This window comes from Priestia sp. JV24, from assembly GCF_025910025.1.
Lineage (GTDB): Bacteria > Bacillota > Bacilli > Bacillales > Bacillaceae_H > Priestia > Priestia megaterium.
The window spans coordinates 706,801-728,027 of record NZ_JAPCIN010000023.1; the positions used below are offsets into that span (position 1 = coordinate 706,801).

Here is a 21,227-nt window from a genome sequence, read left to right on the forward strand (position 1 = left end):
AGCTACATTAAATAAATTGTAAAAGGAACGTAAACATTTTACATCTGCGGCAAATACTTGTGCAGCTTCACCGAAAAAGTTGTCCCTTTATTGACTTCACTTTTCACTTCAATTTCCCCTTTATGAGCTTCAACAAGATGTTTAACAATTGCTAATCCAAGACCTGTTCCTCCGGAATTACGGCTTCTTGCCTTATCTACTCGGTAAAAGCGCTCAAAAATACGTGAAATTTCATCAGAATCAATACCGATACCTGTATCTTGAACATGAACCGTAATCGTTTCTTCTTCCTCTTCAAGCGAAACGTGAACAGTTCCTCCAGGCATTGTATACATGAGCGCATTGCCGATTAAGTTAACAAACACTTGCATAAGGCGCTGACTGTCACCATCAATCCACGCTTCTTCTGGAAGCGTATCTAACGTTAGCGTGATTTCTTTTTCAGTTGCTCGGTTTGATAGCACGGTCGTCACTTCGTAAAGAAGCGTATTCAAATCTACTGAATGAATGCTTAGTTTAAAGCCTTGCTGTTCAACTTTAGACAAATCTAAAAGATCTTGAATCAAGCTCTCCATGCGCTGACTTTCCGTTAAAATGATCGATAGAAACTGCTGGCGCAGCTGTGGATCTTCCATGGCACCGTCTAACAATGTCTCACTAAACCCTTTTATAGACGTAATAGGAGTTTTTAGTTCATGAGACACATTCGCTACAAAGTCACGGCGAACTTGTTCTAGTTTTTTTAGCTCGGTAATATCATGAAAAACAAGCACAATCCCTTTCCATTCATCGTTTAAGCCAATAATCGGCGCTCCGTAAACATCAAAATATCTTCGTTCAATATTTAAAGGCAGGACCACTTGTTTTCGAACCTTTACTTCCGTCATAAATATTTTTTCCACAAGCTTAATGATTTCTCTATGCTCAAATACCTCGTAATACAAATGATAAAGGAAGTCATCCGGATGTATATGAAACTGCTCTTTATAAGCTCGATTCACTAAGTTTATATAGCCTCGACTATCAATAAGAAGCATGCCGCTTCCCATATTTTCAATTAGCGTGCGCAGCCTGTCCTGCTGCATTTCTTGATTAGTGATAGACTCTTGCAGATTACGAGCAAGTGCGTTAATAGACTGACTCAGCATCCCTGTTTCATCTACATAATCTTCATATGTACGAGCTTTATAATTCCCTTTTGCAAGTTCCATAGCCACTTTGGTTGCCGATTCAATAGGACGGGTATAGCGTCCCATAATCTTTACACCTAAAAGTAAAATCACAATCAAAGCTAGACCTAAGCTTCCAATAAGAAGGCCCCAAATTTGCTGATTTACTTGTTTTAATGAATCAAACGATGTACTCAGCACAACAAATCCCTCTTGCTTACCTTCTATAATCAGCGGGATACCATAGTAATATAAGTCATAATCTTCTTTAATTTGATCAAAGCTTTTTTTACTGTTTAACTGCTTTTTTAATACTTGTTGGATTACGATACTTTTTTCGATTCTTTGCTGCTTGCTGCCTGGATTTGAGTCAACTAATATTTTTCCGTCTTTTTGAACGATAGTCGTTCGTACACTTAACGAATGGCTGATTTGATCAACTTTAGATTTTAAAGCAGGACTTGTGATACCTTCTTCGCTAATGTACATTTCTACAAGCTTTGCCTCTTTTTCCATTCGCTCTTGAAACGTCTGAAAATAAAAGTTTTTAAACAACTGTCCCAGCAGCAGGCCAAGACCTACTAATACAATAATAATAAGTACTAATAGAGCCAAAAGTAGCCTTGAACGAAATTTATTCATCTACCTTTGGTTCCTCCAGCTTATATCCTAATCCTCTAATCGTTTTTATATAAACAGGTTTTCGCGTATTGTGCTCAATTTTCTCACGCAAATGGCTGATGTGAACATCTACAATTCGCGTATCTCCGGCAAAATCATAATTCCACACTGCACTTAGCAGCTGATCACGAGTTAATACCCGTCCTTTGTATTTTGCCAAATATAATAATAACTCAAATTCTTTCGGAGTAAGCTCAAGCTGCTCTTGATTAAAGTAGGCCTCATAATGATCTGGAAGAATTTTTAAATCACCGATCATGATGCGCTCGCCATCTTCCTCTTGTTCATTTTCCTGAGCAATGATTTGTGTTCTGCGTAAAATGGCTTTTACACGCGCTACTACTTCTCGAGGGCTAAATGGTTTCGTCATGTAGTCATCTGCGCCAAGCTCTAGCCCTAATACTTTGTCGAACTCATCGTCTTTTGCAGTTAACATTAAAATAGGCGTCATCACTTTTTGCTGACGAAGCTTTTTACAAACTTCAATTCCATCCATCTTAGGAAGCATCAAGTCTAACACAATTAAATCCGGTTTTCCTTCTAGTGCCTTGTTGTATCCTTCTTCCCCGTCTTCAGCTGTTTCTACTGTAAAGCCAGCTTGCTGTAAATTATATTGTAATAATGTTGAAATTGATTGTTCATCATCTACGACTAATAATTTCTTACTCATATTAACGATATAAGCCTCCATCTAGTTAAATTAAACCGCAGCTTCATCCAAATGATATTATTTTCTATTTATCTTCTCTTATCATACAATGTTTTAGCCTCGTTCTCCAATACATTTCAACATTTTCAGAAAATATGACCAAACAGTTTCTTCTATATTTATAAATATTTAAGGTGTTTTAAAAATTTTCAAAGTCGTGTGTCTCTACTGATGGAAGTCTAAACGGCGGATAAACAAGAAACCGCGCCGTTACTACTTTCTCTTTTTGCTCATTGACCGCTTCCACCTCAATCGTAACAGTTCTAGAAGAAACATCTACCTCTGTCACTTCAAATAAAAATTCAATCGTGCTATAATGATGAATCTTTTTGGGGAAGGCTACCGTATGTTCTGCAACGTGGCTTCCAGGTCCAGGCAAATACTTTGAAATGGCTGCTGTCATAATACCGGTAATCATAATACTTGGCACAATAGGTTTTTTAAAAGGGGTCTGAGATGCGTAATCATGCTGAATGTATAAAGGGTTAGAATCATTTGTCAGCCCTAAGTACAATAAGATGTCTTTATCTTCAATTCGTTCCGTTAGCGTTAATTTTTCTCCAACTTTTATATCTTCAATACTTCGGCCTATTTTTTGTTTTTTACCTAATACCATCATCATTCCACCTTTTGTATAAAGTAATAGCTTTTCTTTATATACAAGAAAAATTCGAGGTTTCCCTCGAATTTTCCTTGTGACTATTGTTTGAATATTGATAAAAACCTATACTCAAACCTATTTTATTGTATTAAGCTAATACACCCATGACAGTTTTAACTGATTTTGCTGATTGATCTAAAGAAGCTTTTTCAGACTCAGTCAGTTCTAATTCAATTACCTGCTCAATTCCTGCAGCTCCTAATACGGTTGGAACACCTAAGTAGATCCCGTTATAACCATATTCACCCTCTAGGTAAGCAATCGCTGGTAAAATACGACGCTGATCTTTTAAGATCGCTTCTGTCATTTCCACTAAGGAAGCAGCAGGCGCGTAGTATGCACTTCCGTTACCTAATAAGTTAACGATCTCGCCGCCGCCTTTGCGTGTTCTTTCAACAATTGCTTCAAGACGCGCTTTTGGAATAAGCGTTTCAAGAGGAATACCGCCAGCATATGAGTAGCGTACAAGAGGCACCATATCGTCGCCATGTCCACCAAGTACAAAACCTGTGATATCTTTTACTGAAATGTTTAACTCCTGCGCTACGAACGTACGGAAACGTGCAGAATCTAATACGCCTGATTGACCGATTACGCGGTTTTTAGGAAAACCAGATTCTTTAAATACTGTATACGTCATAGCATCTACCGGGTTTGTTAACACGATGATGTGACAGTTTGGCGAGTATTTAACAACTTCTTGAGTAACAGACTTCATGATTTTTTGGTTCGTTGTTACTAAATCATCGCGACTCATACCTGGCTTGCGCGCGATACCAGCTGTAATAATGACAATGTCAGAATCAGCTGTGTCTTCGTAGTTGGCTGTTCCTGTAATGTTAGCGTCAAATCCTTGTACAGGACTTGCTTCTAACATATCCAGCGCTTTACCTTTAGCTGGATTTTCTAATTGCGGAATATCAACTAATACAACATCAGCTAACTCTTTTTGACCAATTAAAAAAGCAGTTGTAGCTCCCGTAAAGCCTGCTCCGATAACAGATACTTTTTTACGCATATTTGCCATTATAATTCCTCCCCTAAATGAATAGCTATTAAACTGTTACTTGTTTTCCTAGATTGCTAATTAATTCATCAGCGAACTCTGAACACTTCACTTCTGTTGCACCATCCATTAAACGTGCGAAATCATATGTTACTACTTTTGAAGCAATTGTTTTTTCCATTGATTTCATAATTAAATCCGCTGCTTCGTTCCAGCCAAGGTGTTCAAGCATTAACACACCTGATAATAATACAGAAGATGGGTTTACTTTATCTAAACCAGCATATTTAGGTGCTGTACCGTGAGTTGCTTCAAAGATAGCATGTCCAGTTTCATAGTTGATGTTTGCTCCTGGAGCAATTCCGATACCACCAACTTGTGCTGCTAATGCATCTGAAATGTAATCTCCATTTAAATTCATTGTTGCTACTACATCGAATTCACGTGGACGAGTTAAAATTTGTTGTAAGAAGATATCTGCAATTGAATCTTTTACAATAATTTTTCCTGCTGCTTCCGCTTCTGCTTGAGCTTTGTTTGCAGCCTGTGCACCTTCTTTTTCAACGATACGGTCATATTGAGCCCAAGTAAATACTTTATCGCCGAATTCTTTTTCAGCTAGCTCATAGCCCCAATTTTTAAATGCGCCTTCTGTATATTTCATAATGTTACCTTTGTGTACAAGCGTAACAGACTTGCGGCCTTGTTCAATTGCATAGTTGATTGCTGCACGCACAAGACGCTCTGTTCCTTCAGAAGAAATAGGCTTAATACCTAATCCAGAAGTTTCAGGGAAACGGATTTTATTTACGCCTAATTCCGTTTGTAGGAATGAAACAAGCTTTTGTACTTCTTCAGAACCCTTCGCATATTCAATACCAGCATAAATATCTTCGGTATTTTCACGGAAGATAACCATATCTGTATCTTCAGGGCGCTTAATTGGAGAAGGTACGCCGTCAAAGTAGCGAACAGGACGTAAGCATGTGAATAAGTCTAATTCTTGACGCAATGCCACGTTTAGAGAACGAATTCCACCGCCTACTGGTGTTGTTAATGGTCCTTTGATTGCAATTATGTATTCGCGAATTGCATCTAACGTTTCTTCCGGTAACCATTCGCCAGTTTGATTAAATGCTTTTTCACCTGCTAATACTTCTTTCCAAACGATTTCTTTTTCACCATTGTATGCTTTTGCAACCGCTGCTTCTAATACGCGAGAAGCTGCTGCCCAGATATCCGGGCCAATTCCGTCACCTTCGATAAATGGAATAATTGGGTTATTTGGTACGTTTAACACGCCGTTTGCTACAGAAATTTGTTCACCTTTTGTCATGAGAATGACCTCCTTAAAAAATTTGTCTACTTTCACTTATGGAAAAGTGCTCAACGAACGTGAGCACCTTCGTCACATTGTTTAGCTGCGCTCTTCAAGCGGAATGTACGTTTGTTTTCCAGGACCGATATAATCAGCTCTTGGACGAATCAAACGATTGTTTGAATACTGCTCTAAAATGTGAGCAATCCATCCTGATACGCGGCTTACGGCAAAGATCGGAGTAAATAGATCGTGATCAATCCCTAAGCTGTGGTATACAGAAGCTGAATAGAAATCAACGTTTGGCGGAAGTTTTTTCTCGCCTGTTACGATCTCTTCAATTTTCACTGACATATCGTATAGCGTTGTATCTCCTGCTTGTTTGGTAAGTTTTTCAGACATTTCTTTCAAGTGCTTGGCACGAGGATCACCCTGCTGATACACACGATGTCCAAATCCCATAATCTTTTCTTTTTTCGCGAGCTTTTCGCGAATATAAGGTTCCGCGTTTTCAACTGTTTGAATGTCAGACAACATTTTCATAACAGCTTCATTCGCTCCCCCGTGAAGAGGACCCTTTAACGCTCCAATAGCGGCTGTAATTCCTGAATAAATATCGGATAACGTTGCCACACAGACACGAGCTGTAAAAGTTGAAGCATTTAGCTCATGATCAGCATGTAAGACAAGTGCTTTATCAAATGCCTCTACTTGGATATCAGTTGGCTCTTCGCCGGTTAACATATATAAAAAGTTAGCGGCAATGCTATAGTTTTCGTTTGGTTCAATTGGCTCTAATCCGTTACGGACTCTTGAAAAAGCCGTTACCACCGTTGGTAATTGTGCTTGCAAACGAACAGCTTTGCGATAATTTGCTTCTTCATCCATTAAATCAGCTTCAGGATCGTACAACCCCAATAGTGATACGACTGTTCTTAAAGCTGCCATTGGATGAACATCTTTAATTGGATAAGTTTTGAAATGCTCTAAGACTTCTTGGGGTAATTTAGCGTTTTCTGCTAGTAATCTAGAAAACACAGATAATTCTTCTTTGTTAGGTAATTTTCCGTGCCATAGTAAATACACCACTTCTTCAAATGTTGCATAATTCGCTAAATCATCAATATTGTAGCCTTGATATGTTAAAGTGTCATCAATAATTGAACTTACTGCTGACGTTGTAGCGACTACCCCTTCTAGACCTCGAGTTGCTGTCATAAATCTCCACTCCTTTACAGAAAAAATTCCCCATACCTTTCTGTGTAAAACGTGAAAAACAAAATTGAGCCTCTGCTCAACTAGACATTAAATGATATACGAAGCGCCTCTTTTGAATATATATCTTGGAAGAACATTCCTTCACCCCACGTAAAGAAAATGCTTACATTTCCATTTGTTTCAATAACACACAAAATCAAAACATCTGCATGTGTCATTGCTTTGTTACAGCCCTATAGGTAAAACATACAATTGTATGTAAAAAGATGCGGCCTCAAAATATATTATAAACAATTATCTGACTTTTGTGAATCAAAAGAGAGAAGAAATTTTAAAAAAATTATTATTATACAAAAATTTCTACGAAAAAAGTTCGGTTAATTTCATAAATAAATAAGCGATTCCAGCACCGATTAACGGACCTACTGCTACCCCTTGAAACAGCGCCACAGCAAGAATTGTGCCAAAAACTAAAGCGGTCGTAATATGCGGATCATCTTCCAAGAGTGTAAGTCCATATTTAGCAATAATTGCTACAGCAATTCCGGCTCCTAGAGCAATCCAGGCATACGAAGATTTCACAGCTTCTCCTAATTGTTTGAACCCTATGTCTCCTGTTGCAATTGGCACAAGAACGGCAATTGTAATAACCGTTACTCCAATATTAATTCCTTTTGATTGTAGAAACGGAAAAACCTTACCGTCTAACCCGATTAATTTTAAAATAAGTAAAAATGCAACTGCAATGATTAATGATTGATTTTTAGCCACTAATCCAATTACGAGTAAAACAGCTAAAAAAAGCATGGGTTGTGAGAACATTTTACTCATCCTTTCTTTTTTTATTGTGATAAATCTAAAGCGTATTACGTAAATATTTTATGAGTAGCTTTTTCTTTTGTTGACTATCGTTTACAAGGAGGCCTCTATTTATTGTGTACAAGCTTCATTTACATCGACTATTTCGCTTAGCTTGTGTGTTGGTAATTATTGCAGCATCTATATTTCTTAGTTATTATGTCTCTTCTCTCATATATCCATTTATTATCGCCTGCTGCATCGCTTTTTTTATAAATCCTATGGTTAATCTATTTGAATTGAAGCTGCGTTTACCTCGCTACTTAGCTGTTTTACTGTCAATGGTTCTTATCTTCTCTCTTTTGGCCGGACTTATTACGTTACTTATCACAGAAATCATTGCAGGAAGTACGTATTTAGCGAAAGTTGTTCCCACAAATTTCAAAGAAGTGGTCATATTTATTGAAAATATTGCTACAGAACAAATACTTCCGTTTTATGAACGTATTACTTCTATGTTTAATAACTTAAATACTGGTCAGCAAGCAACTATTTTATCGAACATTAAAGGGGTAGGCAACCATATCGCTCAAACGGTGGGCGATTTTCTGCAAAATGTATTGCAAAGCATCCCAGTACTTTTATCCGTATTGCCTAATGCAGCTACTGTGATTATTTTTTCATTGCTGGCTACTTTTTTTATTAGTAAAGATTGGTACAAGCTGATGGCTAAAAGCAGCATGTTTATTCCTAAAAAAGTAAGAGAAAATGGACAGACAGTTGTTCTGGAGCTTAAAAATGCACTGTTTGGATTTATTAAAGCTCAGCTTACGCTTATTTCGATTACCACAATCATCGTTCTTTTTGGTTTACTTGTTCTTAGGGTTGATTATGCTATTACAGTCGCTTTATTGATTGGCCTAGTAGATATTCTTCCTTACCTCGGAACAGGACTGGTTTTTGTTCCTTGGATGATTTATGCCTTTGCCACAGATAACGTGTCATTTGCTGTAGGGCTTTCGGTACTATATGCTGTAGTACTTGTGCAGCGACAAATTATGGAACCAAAAATTTTGTCATCAAGTATTGGTCTTGATCCTCTCGCTACATTAATTTCTTTATTTGTAGGATATCAATTGATTGGATTTTTCGGATTAATAGCTGGCCCTGTGATTCTTGTTATTCTAAAAACACTTCATACAACGGGGGTTTTTAAAGAAACGTGGGAATTTATTATAGGAAAATGAAAAAGTGTGTGAAAGAAGCTTCTTTCACACACTTTCTAGTTAACGAATAGTCGTCATTCGATTACGTCCTTGAAAAAATCTTCTTAGCCACGTTAAAAGAAAAGGCTTAACGATTCTGCGTGTAAACGGCAGTAAAAAGATAAAGCCCACAACATCTGTCAAGAAGCCTGGAAACAGCAGAAACAGTCCGCCAAATAGTACACACATACCATCAAGGATTTCACCGCTTGGAACATGTCCCTGGCTCATCTGACGCTGTGCCTTTTGAAAAAGAGATGTTCCTTGTTTTTTCGCTAGAAACGCACCAATAAAACTGGTAGCAATAATCAGTAAAAATGTTGACATTACACCAATGAGATGACTTGAATAAATCAAAATCATTACCTCAACAGCAGGTACAATAAGAAGGAGCGGAAGGAGCTTCCTCACCATCATCACCTCTTCGCTTATTGAATTGGCTAAACAAAAAGAGAAGGATTCCCCTTCTCTTTTTTCTATCATCTACGTGTTCTTACAGTACGCTTGCGTGTCCGTTGTATACGACACCACGTGAAGCATCAACTGTAATATCTTGATCTTCTGAGAATACGCTTGTTGCATTTTCTACGCCTACAATGACAGGAATGCTTAAGTTTAACCCTACTACAGCTGCATGGCTTGTTAGACCACCTTCTTCTGTAATAAGAGCTCCTGCTTTTTCGATTGCACTGATCATATCGCGATCTGTGCTGTTTGTAACAAGGATAGCACCTTCAGTCATTTTTGCATTTGCTTCTTCAGCAGTTTTAGCAATAACTACTTTACCAACTGCTGCTTTACGACCAATTCCTTGTCCTTTAGCAAGAACGTCACCTACAACTTGAACTTTCATTAAGTTCGTTGCACCTGATTCTCCAACTGGAACACCAGCTGTAATAACCACTAAGTCGCCGTGTGCTACAACGCCTGTTTTTACTGCGTCATTTACAGCGTGATCTAACATATCGTCAATTGTATTTACGCGCTCACCAACAACTGGTGTAACACCCCATACTAGAGACAGACGACGTGCAACAGAATCGTTTGCTGCAACAGCTACGATTGGAGATTGCGGACGATATTTAGAAACGATTTTCGCTGTATAACCACTTTCTGTTGGCGCTACAATTGCACTAGCGTTTAAGTTAAGCGCTGTGTGTACAACAGATTGTCCAATTGCATCTGTAATAGATGGGCCAACTTGCTTGCTGCGCTGTTGTAAAATCTCAGAGTAGTTTAGAGCTTGCTCAGCACGAGAAGCAATTGAATGCATTGTTTGTACAGCTTCAACTGGGTAAGAACCTGCAGCTGTTTCACCAGATAACATAATTGCATCTGTACCATCAAAGATAGCATTGGCAACGTCACTTGCTTCCGCACGAGTCGGGCGCGGGTTGCGTTGCATTGAATCAAGCATTTGTGTAGCTGTAATAACTGGTTTGCCAAGCGCATTACATTGTTTGATTAGATCTTTTTGTACTAATGGTACTTCTTCAGCAGGAATTTCTACTCCTAAGTCACCACGAGCAACCATTAAACCGTCTGAAACTTCAAGAATTTCCTTGATGTTATCTACGCCTTCTTGGTTTTCGATTTTTGAGATGATTTGAATGTGAGCTGCATTGTGTTTTTCTAGTAGTTCACGAATTTCTAATACATCAGATGCGCGACGCACAAAAGAAGCAGCGATAAAATCAATGCCTTGTTCGATACCGAATACAATATCGCTTGCATCTTTTTCAGTGATACCAGGAAGGTTTACACTTACGTTTGGCACGTTTACACCTTTTTTATTTTTTAATGTACCAGGGTTAAGTACTTTTGTTTTGATTTCACCATCAGTTTTATTGATGTCGAGTACTTCAAGACCGATTAAACCGTCATCTAAAAGGATTTTTGATCCTACGTGTACGTCATCGATTAGACCTGGATATGTAATTGAGAATTTTTCAGTTGTTCCCACTACTTCTGTCATAGAAACAATGATTTCAGAGCCTTCTTCTAACTCAATTGCACCATTTTCCATTGTGTTTGTACGAATTTCAGGTCCTTTTGTATCAAGTAAGATACCTACTGTTTTACCTGTTTGTTTCGCAGCTTCACGAATGTTAACAATACGTGCACCGTGCTCTTCAAAGTCACCGTGAGAGAAGTTTAGACGACAAACGTTTAAGCCTGAGTTAATTAGTTCAACTAATTTTTCTACACTTTCACTCGCTGGTCCAATAGTACATACAATTTTAGTTTTACGCATTCAAATTTCCTCCTATATATTTACTATTTACTCTTTAGATAGGGCAAATAGCTATTTCTTTTACTAACCTTGTACTAGCAGGCTGTGAACAAATATTTTGTTGTCCTGACTTGTTCACCTTGCTTTACGTGTAACTTATGAAATACCTATGTAGCGCTGAATCAAATAGCAAACAAATACACAGCACTTTAACGATGAATTTCTTCATCGTTTGCTTCTTGTTTTACTATTCCCTGCAATTCATACAGCAATACTTGCTGCCTGATTTGTCTTATATATCTCACGTTTTAGAGAAAAGACAAACGCTAGCACAGCTGCTAATAACCATAGGAAATTTTTTAAAAACACTCTTTTTCTACTTTTACTTAAAGGTTTTTGCTGTCTATAAAATACCACGAAGAACTTGTAAACACAATAGAGAAGGGCTATACAAACCGCACAAAAACGCGCACCCTTATTTTTCAAGAGTGCACGTTTCTTTATTTTATAGTAATGGCATCGTTTTCAGCTACAAATTGTCCGATTTTTTTGTATTTTAAATAACGCTCTTCCACTAGCTCTTCTTTTGATAAATTCATCAGCTCTTTTAATGATTTCTTGATAATGCCCTCCATGTATCCAGCTTGTGCATCGATATCTCGGTGAGCTCCGCCTTTTACCTCTGAAACCATTTCATCTACAATACCCAGTTCTTTCAAATCTGGTGCTGTAATCTTCATCGTTTCAGCAGCTTTTTTCGCAAGAGAAGAATCTTTCCAAAGAATGGCTGCCGCTCCTTCTGGAGAAATAACTGAATACGTCGAGTTCTCAAGCATATGAAGGTGATTTCCTAAACCTAATGCCAAGGCTCCCCCGCTCCCTCCTTCTCCAATTACAATGCAAATAACAGGTACAGTTAAGCCAGCCATTTCGAAAAGGTTTTTCGCAATAGCTTCGCTTTGTCCGCGCTCTTCTGCCGCTTTCCCTGGATAAGCTCCTTTTGTATCAATAAAGCAAATAATTGGGCGGTTAAATTTCTCCGCTTGCTTCATTAGACGCAGTGCTTTACGGTAGCCTTCAGGATGAGGCATACCAAAATTACGGCGAATATTTTCTTTCGTATCTTTACCTCTCTGATGTCCAATCACGGTAACAGGCACGCCATTAAACTTAGCAATTCCTCCTACGATTGCTTCATCATCTCCATAAAAGCGATCTCCATGACACTCTAAAAAGTTTGTAAACAAGCGAGAAATATAATCGAGTGTTGTAGGACGCTCAGGATGACGAGCAATTTGAACACGGTTCCATGGGCTTAGATGATTGTAAATATCGTTTTCTACTTTTTCTAAGCGATTTTCTAACTTATCAATTTCGCTAGATAAATCCACTTCTGTATTTTTAGCAAACTCTTTAAGCTCTGCAATCTTGTTTCGCAACTCAACAATTGGACGTTCAAATTCTAATTCGCTTACCACTCGATGTCACCTCCTGCTACGTGTATATCTAAAATAGTTGTTAACGTTTCTTTTAAATCATGACGGTCAATAACTCCGTCTAGCTGACCATGCTTCAACAGAAATTCTGACGTCTGAAAATCTTCTGGAAGCTCTTCTCTAATTGTTTGTTCAATAATACGTCTTCCAGCAAAGCCAATTAACGCGCCCGGCTCGGCTAAATTATAATCACCTAACGAAGCAAAGCTTGCTGACACGCCTCCTGTAGTAGGATGTGTCATAATCGAAATGATTAAGCCGCCTTCATCACTGAACATTTTAAGAGCTGCGCTAGTTTTAGCCATTTGCATCAAGCTCAGAACACCTTCTTGCATACGTGCACCGCCTGAAGCTGTGAAAATAAGGAATGGAACATGCATTTCCTTCGCTTTTTCAATGGCGCGAGTAATTTTCTCGCCGACTACAGAACCCATGCTTCCCATACGGAAGTGTGAATCCATAACAGCAACTACTACTTTAATGCCTTCAATATCTCCTTCACCCGTAACAATCGCTTCACTTAAATTAGTTTTCTCACGATCTTTTTCGAGCTTTTCAAGATAATCGGGGAACCCAAGAGGATTTTCTGACGTCATATCTTTGTCGTATTCAACAAACGTTCCGCTGTCGATTAAGCTTTCGATACGCTCTGGTGCTGTCATTTGGTGATGATATCCACAGTTTAAGCATACTTTTAAGTTTTTATTTAACTCTTTCGTATACATTATTTTTTTACACTTTTTACACTTGGTCATAATTCCTTCAGGTACATCTTGTCTCATATGCTCAGAAGGAATCGTAGCATATTTTCGTTTTTTTGGAGTTTTTGTGTTTTTTGTAAATAAATCTCGTAACAAGGTGTAACCTCCTTTTGGTTCTTTTCTTTATCATAAGAACCTTTATTCTTCCTCTTCTTCTACTATTTACAAGTTGTGAAAATCCGCCTCAAATACAAATCAAGTGACGGATAGACAAAAATTGGACGAATTGTTCGCTTCACTTTAGTTAGTTGCTATTTACTTTACTAGATGACTGTTTGATTTTGTGTAGAAAGATGGCATGTCTCTTTCGACAAATTCCTTCTTTCACACTTGTTTGTAGCACTGATGGTGAAGATTTAATACAGCTGCTTCATCTTTTTTAGCTAACGCCTCTACTAATTCACTTATCAGAATGTCGCTTGGCGCTGAGTTTTGTTGAAAAGTTTGAGAAAAACGGCAAATAATCAGCCAGATTCGGTGTAATAGCCGATTAGGCTGCAAAGAAAACAAATAGTCAAACAAGTTCTTCAAACAATCGTCATTCTGCTTTTGAATTGCTTTCGAAACATTGATTTCGTCCTGTTCCGCTAAAACAAAATACAAACAGCTCTTTTCAAGAATATATCTAGTCTGAATTAAATCTGATTTTGTTTTACCGTCTTGTACTAAAAAAGTAGCTAATAAATCAATAAATTGATGATCCCCTACTTCTTTAATAAACGTACCTTCACCTCTTCTAGTTTCAATCAGCCCAATTAGCTCTAACGCTCTGAGCGCTTCTCGAACGGAAGAACGTCCTGCGCCTAACCGTTCAGAAAGCTCTCGTTCTGACGGGATTTTATCCCCCGTAGTTAAACGATCGTCTTCCATTAGTTGGCGAATTTGTTTTAGAATTTCTACATATACTTTTGAACGTTCATTCTTCAAGTTTACTACCACTCACTTTACATTACTTTAACAGGCATGCTTGAAGCATCATGCCTGTCAAAGAACAGTTGATGTAACCTTATTCAATAATCGCTAAGCGACGTGTGTTTTCAGCTACGGCTTCTGGCTTTACCTTTATCCGAGCAACGCCTGTTTCCATAGCTGCTTTTGCAACAGCGGCGGCTACTGCCGGAGCCACTCGTGCATCAAATGGACCTGGAATCACATAGTTTGTATTCAAGTCCTCTTCCGTAATTAAATTAGCAATGGCCTCAACTGCAGCCATTTTCATTTTTTCATTAATATGAGTAGCACGTACATCTAGTGCACCTCGGAATATCCCCGGAAACGCTAAGACATTGTTCACTTGATTAGGAAAATCAGAACGTCCGGTGCCGATTACTTTCGCGCCAGCTTTTTTAGCTTCTTCTGGCATAATTTCAGGCACCGGATTTGCCATTGCAAAAATGATTGGGTCTGGATTCATCTTTCCAATCATCTCCGGTGTGAGTGCTCCTTCAACCGAAACTCCAATAAATACGTCAGCTTCTTCTAAGGCATCAGCTAACGTACCTTCTACTTTGCTTCGATTTGTATAGGCTGCAACTTCATCTTTTATACGGTTCATGCCGTGAGGACGCTTGTCATAAATCGTTCCTTTGGAATCACACATAATGATATCGCGCACTCCATAGCTGTATAATAATTTAATAATAGCAATGCCAGCAGCTCCTGCTCCATTCGCTACCACTTTGATTTGTGACATTTTTCTTCCTGTCAGCTTCAGGGCATTAAGAAGGCCCGCTACCGTAACAATAGCCGTCCCATGCTGATCATCATGAAAAACCGGGATATTTGTTTCCTTTTTCAACCGCTCTTCAATTTCAAAACAGTTAGGAGCCGCAATATCTTCTAAATTAACGCCTCCAAAAGTAGGTTCTAGCAATTTAACAGTTTCTATAATTTTGTCCACATCTGTCGTGTTTAAACAAATTGGGAATGCATCTACGCCGGCAAAACTTTTAAAAAGGACAGCTTTCCCTTCCATTACTGGCAGAGCAGCTTCAGGACCTATATTGCCCAAGCCCAATACGGCAGTGCCATCAGATACAACAGCTACCATATTTCCTTTCATCGTATATTCATATACATTGTTTACATCATCATATATTTCTTTGCAAGGTTCTGCTACACCAGGGGAATAAGCAAGGCTTAAATCCTCTGCGTTTCGAACAGGAATTTTGGACTTTGATTCTAGTTTACCTTTGTTAATGCGGTGCATATGCAATGCTTCTTCACGTAAAGACAATGAATTTCACTCCCAATAAACAAAATGATAACAAATACTGCGCCTGAACCATGTTCTTTCCCACACTCATATGATGTTATAAATCCAATTGCATTTCATTTCAAGAAAAACGCATCTAATTCGTATATTTCATAAAAAACGGTGGTCAGACCACTTTTTTAACTATTTTACCATATAACATCACATGAAATCTGTAAAGACTATATCTTCTTGAACACAACGTGCTTCTCTCCTAGCATTGCTTTTAAAGTTTTTATTAACTCGTCGCTTCGTTCAATAGAATAGTGAACGGGAAGCTTGACCAATTGACTTTCTGCCTCATAATAAATTTTCACGGGAATTTTCCCTCTATGAGACTGAAAGTGCTGGTAAATAGTATGAAGCAGCTTTTCTGTACCTTGCTTTGTTTCTATACGTAAGTATAATTCTTCTGACGGTAGTTTTTGAACCGCCTCGCTAGCAGCTTCAGCACGTTGACAAACAATTTGCTGCTGCCCATTTCTTTCATCTATCTTTCCCTGTATCAGTAAAACCGTACCTTGTTCAAACAGCAGACGATTCTGCTCAAATACGCGAGGAAACGCAACAACTTCTCCTTCTCCACTTTCATCCGTGATGCGTAAAAAGGCCATTTGCTCTCCTTTTTTCGTTCGAATGACGCGAATTTCCAACACAAATACTAAAAGAGAGACCGCTTTTCCTGAAGCGTATTCTTTCATATCGTGAAGAGAAACAACAGAATAAAAGGAATTCAGTGCTTCATACTGAGAAGCAGGGTGGCTTGATAAATAAAAACCTAGCATATCTTTTTCATACTGAAGCCGATCTTCTATTTTCAGTTCCTCTTTTTCCATATATTTAGGTTTTAACGAAAATTCATCTCCAAATCCAAAGTCATCATCTGGGAGTACCAAGCTTGCATGTTCAAACGCTACATCAATCGTTGCTAATAAAGTAGCTCGATTTTCTCCGAACTCATCAAAGCCTCCAGATAGAATCAAAGCTTCAAGCCCCTTTTTATTCACGGCTTTTTGTGAAACACGGGCACAAAAATCAAATAAGTCTTCAAATCTTTTTTTCTTTCGCTCTTCTGTTATTTCCTGCATAGCTGCTGCACCAATATGTTTAATCGCTGCAAGGCTATACCTTATACTTTCACCTTCTACGTTAAACGAATACATGCTCTTGTTAATAGAAGGTGGGAGAACTTGTATTTTTTTTCTTTTTAGTTCATTAATATATTGAGCAATTTTCCCTTCATTTCCAATAACGCTCGTTAGTAAAGCTGAAAAGAACTGCAGCGGGTAATGTGCTTTCAAATAAGCTAACTGATAGGCTACCATACTGTAAGCAACAGCATGACTTCGGTTGAAGCCATAATCAGCAAAACGCACAATAAGGTCATACACTCGATTAGCAACGGATAGGTCATACCCTTTCTTCTTGCTTCCTTGGATAAAATGAGCTCGTTCACGATCCAGCACTGCCCGTTCTTTTTTACTAACTGCTCTTCTCAACAAATCTGCTTCTCCAAGAGAAAAACCGGCCATTTTTGAAGCAATCTGCATAATTTGCTCTTGATACACGATAACGCCGTGCGTGGATTGTAAAATGTCTTTGAGCGTAGGATGATCATATATTACCTTCTCCACTCCATGCTTGCGCTTAATATAGGTTGGAATATTTTCCATCGGACCAGGTCTATACAGCGCGTTAACTGCTACAATATCTTCTAGCTCTGTAGGTTTTAATTGCTGAAGCACTCTTCTCATTCCATCTGACTCTAGCTGAAAAATACCGGTCGTATCCCCTTTGCTCAGCAGTTCAAAAGTTTTCTGATCGTTAAATGGTATATGAGACAGTGACAGCTTTCGATTCATATCCCGCTCAATTTTCTTTAAAATATGATCTAAAATGGTTAAGTTGCGCAAACCTAAAAAGTCCATTTTCAAAAGCCCAACGTCTTGCAGAGCTTCCATTGGATATTGAGTCAGATATACATCGTCATGTCCTTCCTGTACAGCTACAGATTGCGTCAGCGGCTTCTCACTAATCACAACGCCTGCTGCATGCGTAGAAGTATGCCTTGGCAGTCCTTCTATCTTCATGGCAATGTTGTACCATTGTTTTCTGGCTTCATTTTCAGATAAATAGTCTTGAAGAACTCTTGAATCACGAAGAGCGCTTTTCAACGTTGTACCTGGTTTAGTTGGAATGGCTTTGGACATTTTGTTTAGCGCTTCTTGATCAAATCCCATCACTCTCCCTACATCACGTACGGCTGCTTTAGCTGCTAGTGTTCCAAATGTAATGATTTGAGCTACATGCAGCCCTCCATATTTTTGCGCCACATACTGAATGACTTGATCTCGTTTGTTATCAGGAAAATCAATATCAATATCAGGCATCGAAATACGTTCAGGATTTAAAAAGCGCTCAAATAAAAGCTGATGCTGAATTGGATCAACATTTGTAATTCGCAAGGCGTATGAGACCAGTGAGCCTGCCGCTGAACCTCGGCCTGGACCCGTTAAAATACCGTGTTCATGAGCATAATTCATAAAATCCCATACGATAAGAAAGTAATCACTAAAGCGCATATTTTCAATAATGTTTAGCTCATAATCCAAGCGTTCCTCATATTGTTCCGTGATCACTTGAACTCTTTCTTGCAATCCTTTTTCGCAGAGAGTGCGCAAGTAGGTTGATGATGTAACAGACGGGGGAACAGGATATTTTGGAATGGACATTACGCCTAGAGAAATTTCGAGCTCGCATCGTCTTGCGATTTTTATACTTTCTTCTATTAAAAAATGCTGGTCATGAAAGAGATCTTCCATTTCATCAGGTGATTTGAAATAGTACTCGCTGCTCTTACTTTTTACCTCTTCATCGCTATGTAATTTCTCTCCGTCTCGAATAGCTGCTAAACACTCATACGCATCCCGATCTTCTTTTTTTAAATATTTCACTTGATTCGTCGCAACAAGCGGAATATTTTCTTCAGCGGCAAGTTCCGTTAACTGCTGATTTATAAAAGCTTCATCCTGTCCGTGGCGCTGTATAGATATATACAAAGACTGCGAATATACTTTTTTAAAGAATTGAAGCACTCGCTTAGCATCTTGAAGTTTGTTTTCTGCTAGCAGGGTTTCAACTTCTCCAGTTACACCGGGTGTAATAGCAATCAACCCTCCGCTGTAATGATGGAGCCATTTTTTATTTACACCGTGTTTTTCCTTGGTTTGAACTAAACTGCTTAGTTTTAATAGATTTTCATATCCCTTATCATTTTCCGCTAACAAAACTAAAGGGTACGCTCGCTCGCTTTCTTCATGTTCTAGGATTGATAATGTGAGCCCAATAATTGGCTTGATCCCCGCTTTCACGCAGGCTTTATAAAAAGGAATGACTCCGTACATCACGTTTTCATCAGTCAAAGCAATCGCTTCATAGTTCATTTTCTTAGCTGTTTCTACAAGTTCATTAATACGAACGGAACTGCTTAATAAGCTATAAGAACTTTGAAGCTGCAAGTGAACAAAAGGCACAGGACTTCCCACCTTTCTTTAATTCTTTATTCTTATTATAAATTTTGTTGCCGGCGTAGACAAATTACATAACTCTGAGCGTTTGTCCATATATATGTAGGAAGCGTGATTCATTGATAAAATAGTAAAGGAGGACACGTCATGACAAAAGAGCCTTTTATGTCTCTTTTCATTTGGAGTTACTTCACTTCATTAGGTATTATTTTAGGCGGTTCATTAATTGGAGCATTTGCGGGGTTTTTAATTGGCAAATCTCCTTTATACGTCATGCATACCCTCAGCAATAGTTTGAAAATCTGGGCAATTGTCGGAGCAATTGGAGGAACATTTGATACGTTTTACAGCTTTGAGCGAGGACTCTTTGAAGGGGCCACAAAAGATGTATTCAAACAAATCCTTTTAATTCTATCCGCTATGGGAGGAGCTCAGACCGGGGCTCTTATCATCAAGTGGTTAACTCAGGAGCATTTTGTATGAGGGTACCCAGCGAGCGAATGTTCAAGCGCTCCGACTGGCAGCGTTTTTTTGCCGGCATAGTCATTGGAGCAATTGTTAGCTGGGGGGTGTTTTTAACGATTTATGGCGTTTCAAGAGATAGAGAGCTAGAAGAAATTCGAATTGCTAATGATAAGCTAGAAAAAGCAAATTTGCAAATTAGCGCATGGCAAGAAGATGTAAAAGCATTAAACAAGGAAATGAAGCAGCATTTAATTATTCAGAATGTGAAAGTAAAATTAGTAAACGGCAATCGTTATAAAGTAAACTCTGTGGTTGAATACAATATTCAAAAAAGCGTGGACAAAGAAGCACAGCACTTAATTGCCCAAGATATTGAAAGTGCATATCGAAGCAGGGATATCTTAAAAAAAGCAATTGAAAATAAAAAATACGAATTCGATAAAACGATTTATGAAGTTGAAGTTCATCAAATTTATTTTTATACAACGCTTTCGATTGAAGTTCGAATTAAAAAGATGGAAAAAGTACTATAATAAGCCGCTGATTTAAAATCAACGGCTTATTTTACAGATTACTCCTGACTGCAGAGCTCTTCTAAATCAAGTAGTAAAGGCTCTACTTCTTCCCATGAATAAATGGAAGCGCCGGACGCAAGAGGATGGCCTCCTCCGTTGTATTTTCTAGCAATTGTATTAATGACAAGCTCTTTTGAACGAAGGCGAACACGAATTTGATTTTCTTCTTCCACAAAAAACACCCACGTTTTTACTCCATCAATTTGCCCTAACGAACCGACTAGCTGAGAGGCATCAGCTGGTGTCACATCATATTTTCGAAGAATTTCATTCGGAATTTTCATATGAGCCACTCCTGCTGGAGACATCGTAAAGTTTTGCAGCACATATCCGTGTAAGTGAGCGACGTTTTCTTTTGTTTTGTATAACTGATCATATACATCTTTAAAATCGAAACCATATTGAATCAATTCACTTGCATAGCAAAACGTTTTCGGCTTTGTATTTGGAAATAAAAATCGACCCGTATCTCCAACGATACCGCTGAAGATCAGCTTTGCTCCTTCATCATTCAGAGATAATCCCTTTTCTTTTCCTTCCAAGTAAAATTCATAAATCATTTCGCTTGTTGAAGAAGCAGACGTCTCAACCCAAAGCAAATCACCGTAAGGAGTTTGGTTTGGATGGTGATCAATTTTAATGACCATTTTCCCATTTACGTAGCGCTGATCTGATACTCGTGCTTCATTAGCCGTATCACAAACGATGACAAGCGCATCCTCGTAGGTGTCATCAGCGATGTCATCCATCCGGTATAAAAATTTTAATGACTCCGCTTCTTCTCCCGTTACGTATACCTTCTTCTCTGGAAAAGATGTTTTTAACAATTCCGCTAATCCGCACTGAGATCCGTATGCATCTGGATCTGGACGAATGTGCCGGTGAATAATGATGGTGTCAAACTGCTTAATAGCTTCTAATATTTTTGCTTTCATTTTCTCTCTCCTGTCAATACTGTTCTTGTTTTATGTACGTACCGCATGCACTTACATTTCCGCAGCGCTGTATCCATATTATTTATTAAATCATATCTCTTCTCTTTTTTGAAAGAAGAATCAATCAATAGTAGAATTTTCTGTCATCTGCCTGTA

The 21,227-nt window shown here is 38.4% G+C and carries 18 protein-coding genes; 3 read left to right on the forward strand and 15 right to left on the reverse strand.

Features of this window, described 5'->3' with window-relative positions; translation table 11 throughout:
• Positions 1-38: 38 nt before the first annotated feature.
• The 7 genes from pnpS to OK414_RS24950 form a co-directional block, all read right to left on the reverse strand.
• On the reverse strand, positions 39-1,811 hold the full coding sequence (gene pnpS / locus OK414_RS24920) for a two-component system histidine kinase PnpS (RefSeq protein WP_034648662.1): 1,773 nt from the start codon (positions 1,809-1,811) through the stop codon (positions 39-41).
• Positions 1,804-2,520 carry a response regulator transcription factor gene (locus OK414_RS24925; protein ID WP_013085192.1) on the reverse strand — a complete coding sequence of 239 codons (717 nt, stop codon included), beginning with the start codon at positions 2,518-2,520 and terminating at the stop codon, positions 1,804-1,806. Before OK414_RS24925 ends, pnpS begins: the two co-directional genes overlap by 8 nt.
• 178 nt (positions 2,521-2,698) lie before the next feature.
• Positions 2,699-3,175, reverse strand: coding sequence for a MaoC family dehydratase (locus tag OK414_RS24930; protein WP_016765707.1), 477 nt, complete (start codon positions 3,173-3,175; stop codon positions 2,699-2,701).
• 133 nt (positions 3,176-3,308) lie between these two features.
• Complete coding sequence (mdh, locus tag OK414_RS24935) at positions 3,309-4,247, reverse strand: malate dehydrogenase (protein WP_016765708.1); 939 nt, start codon at positions 4,245-4,247, stop codon at positions 3,309-3,311.
• A gap of 28 nt (positions 4,248-4,275) precedes the next feature.
• Positions 4,276-5,568, reverse strand: a complete 1,293-nt coding sequence (gene icd / locus OK414_RS24940) for an NADP-dependent isocitrate dehydrogenase (RefSeq protein ID WP_255255780.1) — start codon at positions 5,566-5,568, stop codon at positions 4,276-4,278.
• A gap of 75 nt (positions 5,569-5,643) precedes the next feature.
• On the reverse strand, positions 5,644-6,762 hold the full coding sequence (gene citZ / locus OK414_RS24945; protein WP_013059445.1) for a citrate synthase: 1,119 nt from the start codon (positions 6,760-6,762) through the stop codon (positions 5,644-5,646).
• Between the two features lie 360 nt (positions 6,763-7,122).
• On the reverse strand, positions 7,123-7,584 hold the full coding sequence (locus OK414_RS24950; RefSeq protein WP_013059446.1) for a DUF441 domain-containing protein: 462 nt from the start codon (positions 7,582-7,584) through the stop codon (positions 7,123-7,125).
• A 113-nt stretch (positions 7,585-7,697) separates the two neighbouring features.
• Here OK414_RS24950 and ytvI point away from each other — a divergent pair, with 113 nt between their 5' ends.
• Entirely contained in the window at positions 7,698-8,807 is a 1,110-nt protein-coding gene (gene ytvI / locus OK414_RS24955) for a sporulation integral membrane protein YtvI (protein ID WP_034648659.1), read from the forward strand.
• Between the two features lie 39 nt (positions 8,808-8,846).
• On the opposite strand, the gene OK414_RS24960 is transcribed toward ytvI, so the two are convergent.
• The 7 genes from OK414_RS24960 to dnaE all read right to left on the reverse strand — a co-directional run bounded on the left by OK414_RS24960 (position 8,847) and on the right by dnaE (position 19,102).
• Positions 8,847-9,239, reverse strand: a complete 393-nt coding sequence (locus tag OK414_RS24960; protein ID WP_263045130.1) for an FxsA family protein — start codon at positions 9,237-9,239, stop codon at positions 8,847-8,849.
• A 79-nt stretch (positions 9,240-9,318) separates the two neighbouring features.
• A complete protein-coding gene (gene pyk, locus OK414_RS24965) occupies positions 9,319-11,079 on the reverse strand; it encodes a pyruvate kinase (protein WP_013059449.1) in 1,761 nt (586 codons plus the stop codon).
• Positions 11,080-11,558: 479 nt separating this feature from the next.
• Positions 11,559-12,536 (reverse strand): acetyl-CoA carboxylase carboxyl transferase subunit alpha, encoded by a 978-nt coding sequence (accA, locus tag OK414_RS24970; RefSeq protein ID WP_034648654.1) that lies wholly within the window; start codon positions 12,534-12,536, stop codon positions 11,559-11,561.
• Positions 12,530-13,411 carry an acetyl-CoA carboxylase, carboxyltransferase subunit beta gene (accD, locus tag OK414_RS24975; protein WP_013059451.1) on the reverse strand — a complete coding sequence of 294 codons (882 nt, stop codon included), beginning with the start codon at positions 13,409-13,411 and terminating at the stop codon, positions 12,530-12,532. The genes accA and accD overlap by 7 nt, the downstream gene beginning before the upstream one ends.
• Positions 13,412-13,639: 228 nt before the next feature.
• The gene (locus OK414_RS24980) at positions 13,640-14,242 is read right to left on the reverse strand and encodes a FadR/GntR family transcriptional regulator (protein ID WP_016765715.1); all 603 of its coding nucleotides are present in this window, start codon (positions 14,240-14,242) and stop codon (positions 13,640-13,642) included.
• 79 nt (positions 14,243-14,321) lie between these two features.
• The gene (locus OK414_RS24985; RefSeq protein ID WP_263045131.1) at positions 14,322-15,551 is read right to left on the reverse strand and encodes an NADP-dependent malic enzyme; all 1,230 of its coding nucleotides are present in this window, start codon (positions 15,549-15,551) and stop codon (positions 14,322-14,324) included.
• 200 nt (positions 15,552-15,751) lie between these two features.
• Positions 15,752-19,102 (reverse strand): DNA polymerase III subunit alpha, encoded by a 3,351-nt coding sequence (gene dnaE / locus OK414_RS24990; protein ID WP_095378894.1) that lies wholly within the window; start codon positions 19,100-19,102, stop codon positions 15,752-15,754.
• 141 nt (positions 19,103-19,243) lie between these two features.
• On the opposite strand from dnaE, the gene OK414_RS24995 reads away from it, so the two are divergent.
• Together OK414_RS24995 and ytrI are read left to right on the forward strand one after the other, a co-directional pair.
• Complete coding sequence (locus OK414_RS24995; RefSeq protein ID WP_013059455.1) at positions 19,244-19,579, forward strand: YtrH family sporulation protein; 336 nt, start codon at positions 19,244-19,246, stop codon at positions 19,577-19,579.
• A complete protein-coding gene (gene ytrI / locus OK414_RS25000; protein WP_016765717.1) occupies positions 19,576-20,094 on the forward strand; it encodes a sporulation membrane protein YtrI in 519 nt (172 codons plus the stop codon). The genes OK414_RS24995 and ytrI overlap by 4 nt, the downstream gene beginning before the upstream one ends.
• Positions 20,095-20,132: 38 nt before the next feature.
• On the opposite strand, the gene OK414_RS25005 is transcribed toward ytrI, so the two are convergent.
• The gene (locus OK414_RS25005; RefSeq protein ID WP_034648647.1) at positions 20,133-21,071 is read right to left on the reverse strand and encodes a DHH family phosphoesterase; all 939 of its coding nucleotides are present in this window, start codon (positions 21,069-21,071) and stop codon (positions 20,133-20,135) included.
• Positions 21,072-21,227: the final 156 nt, after the last annotated feature.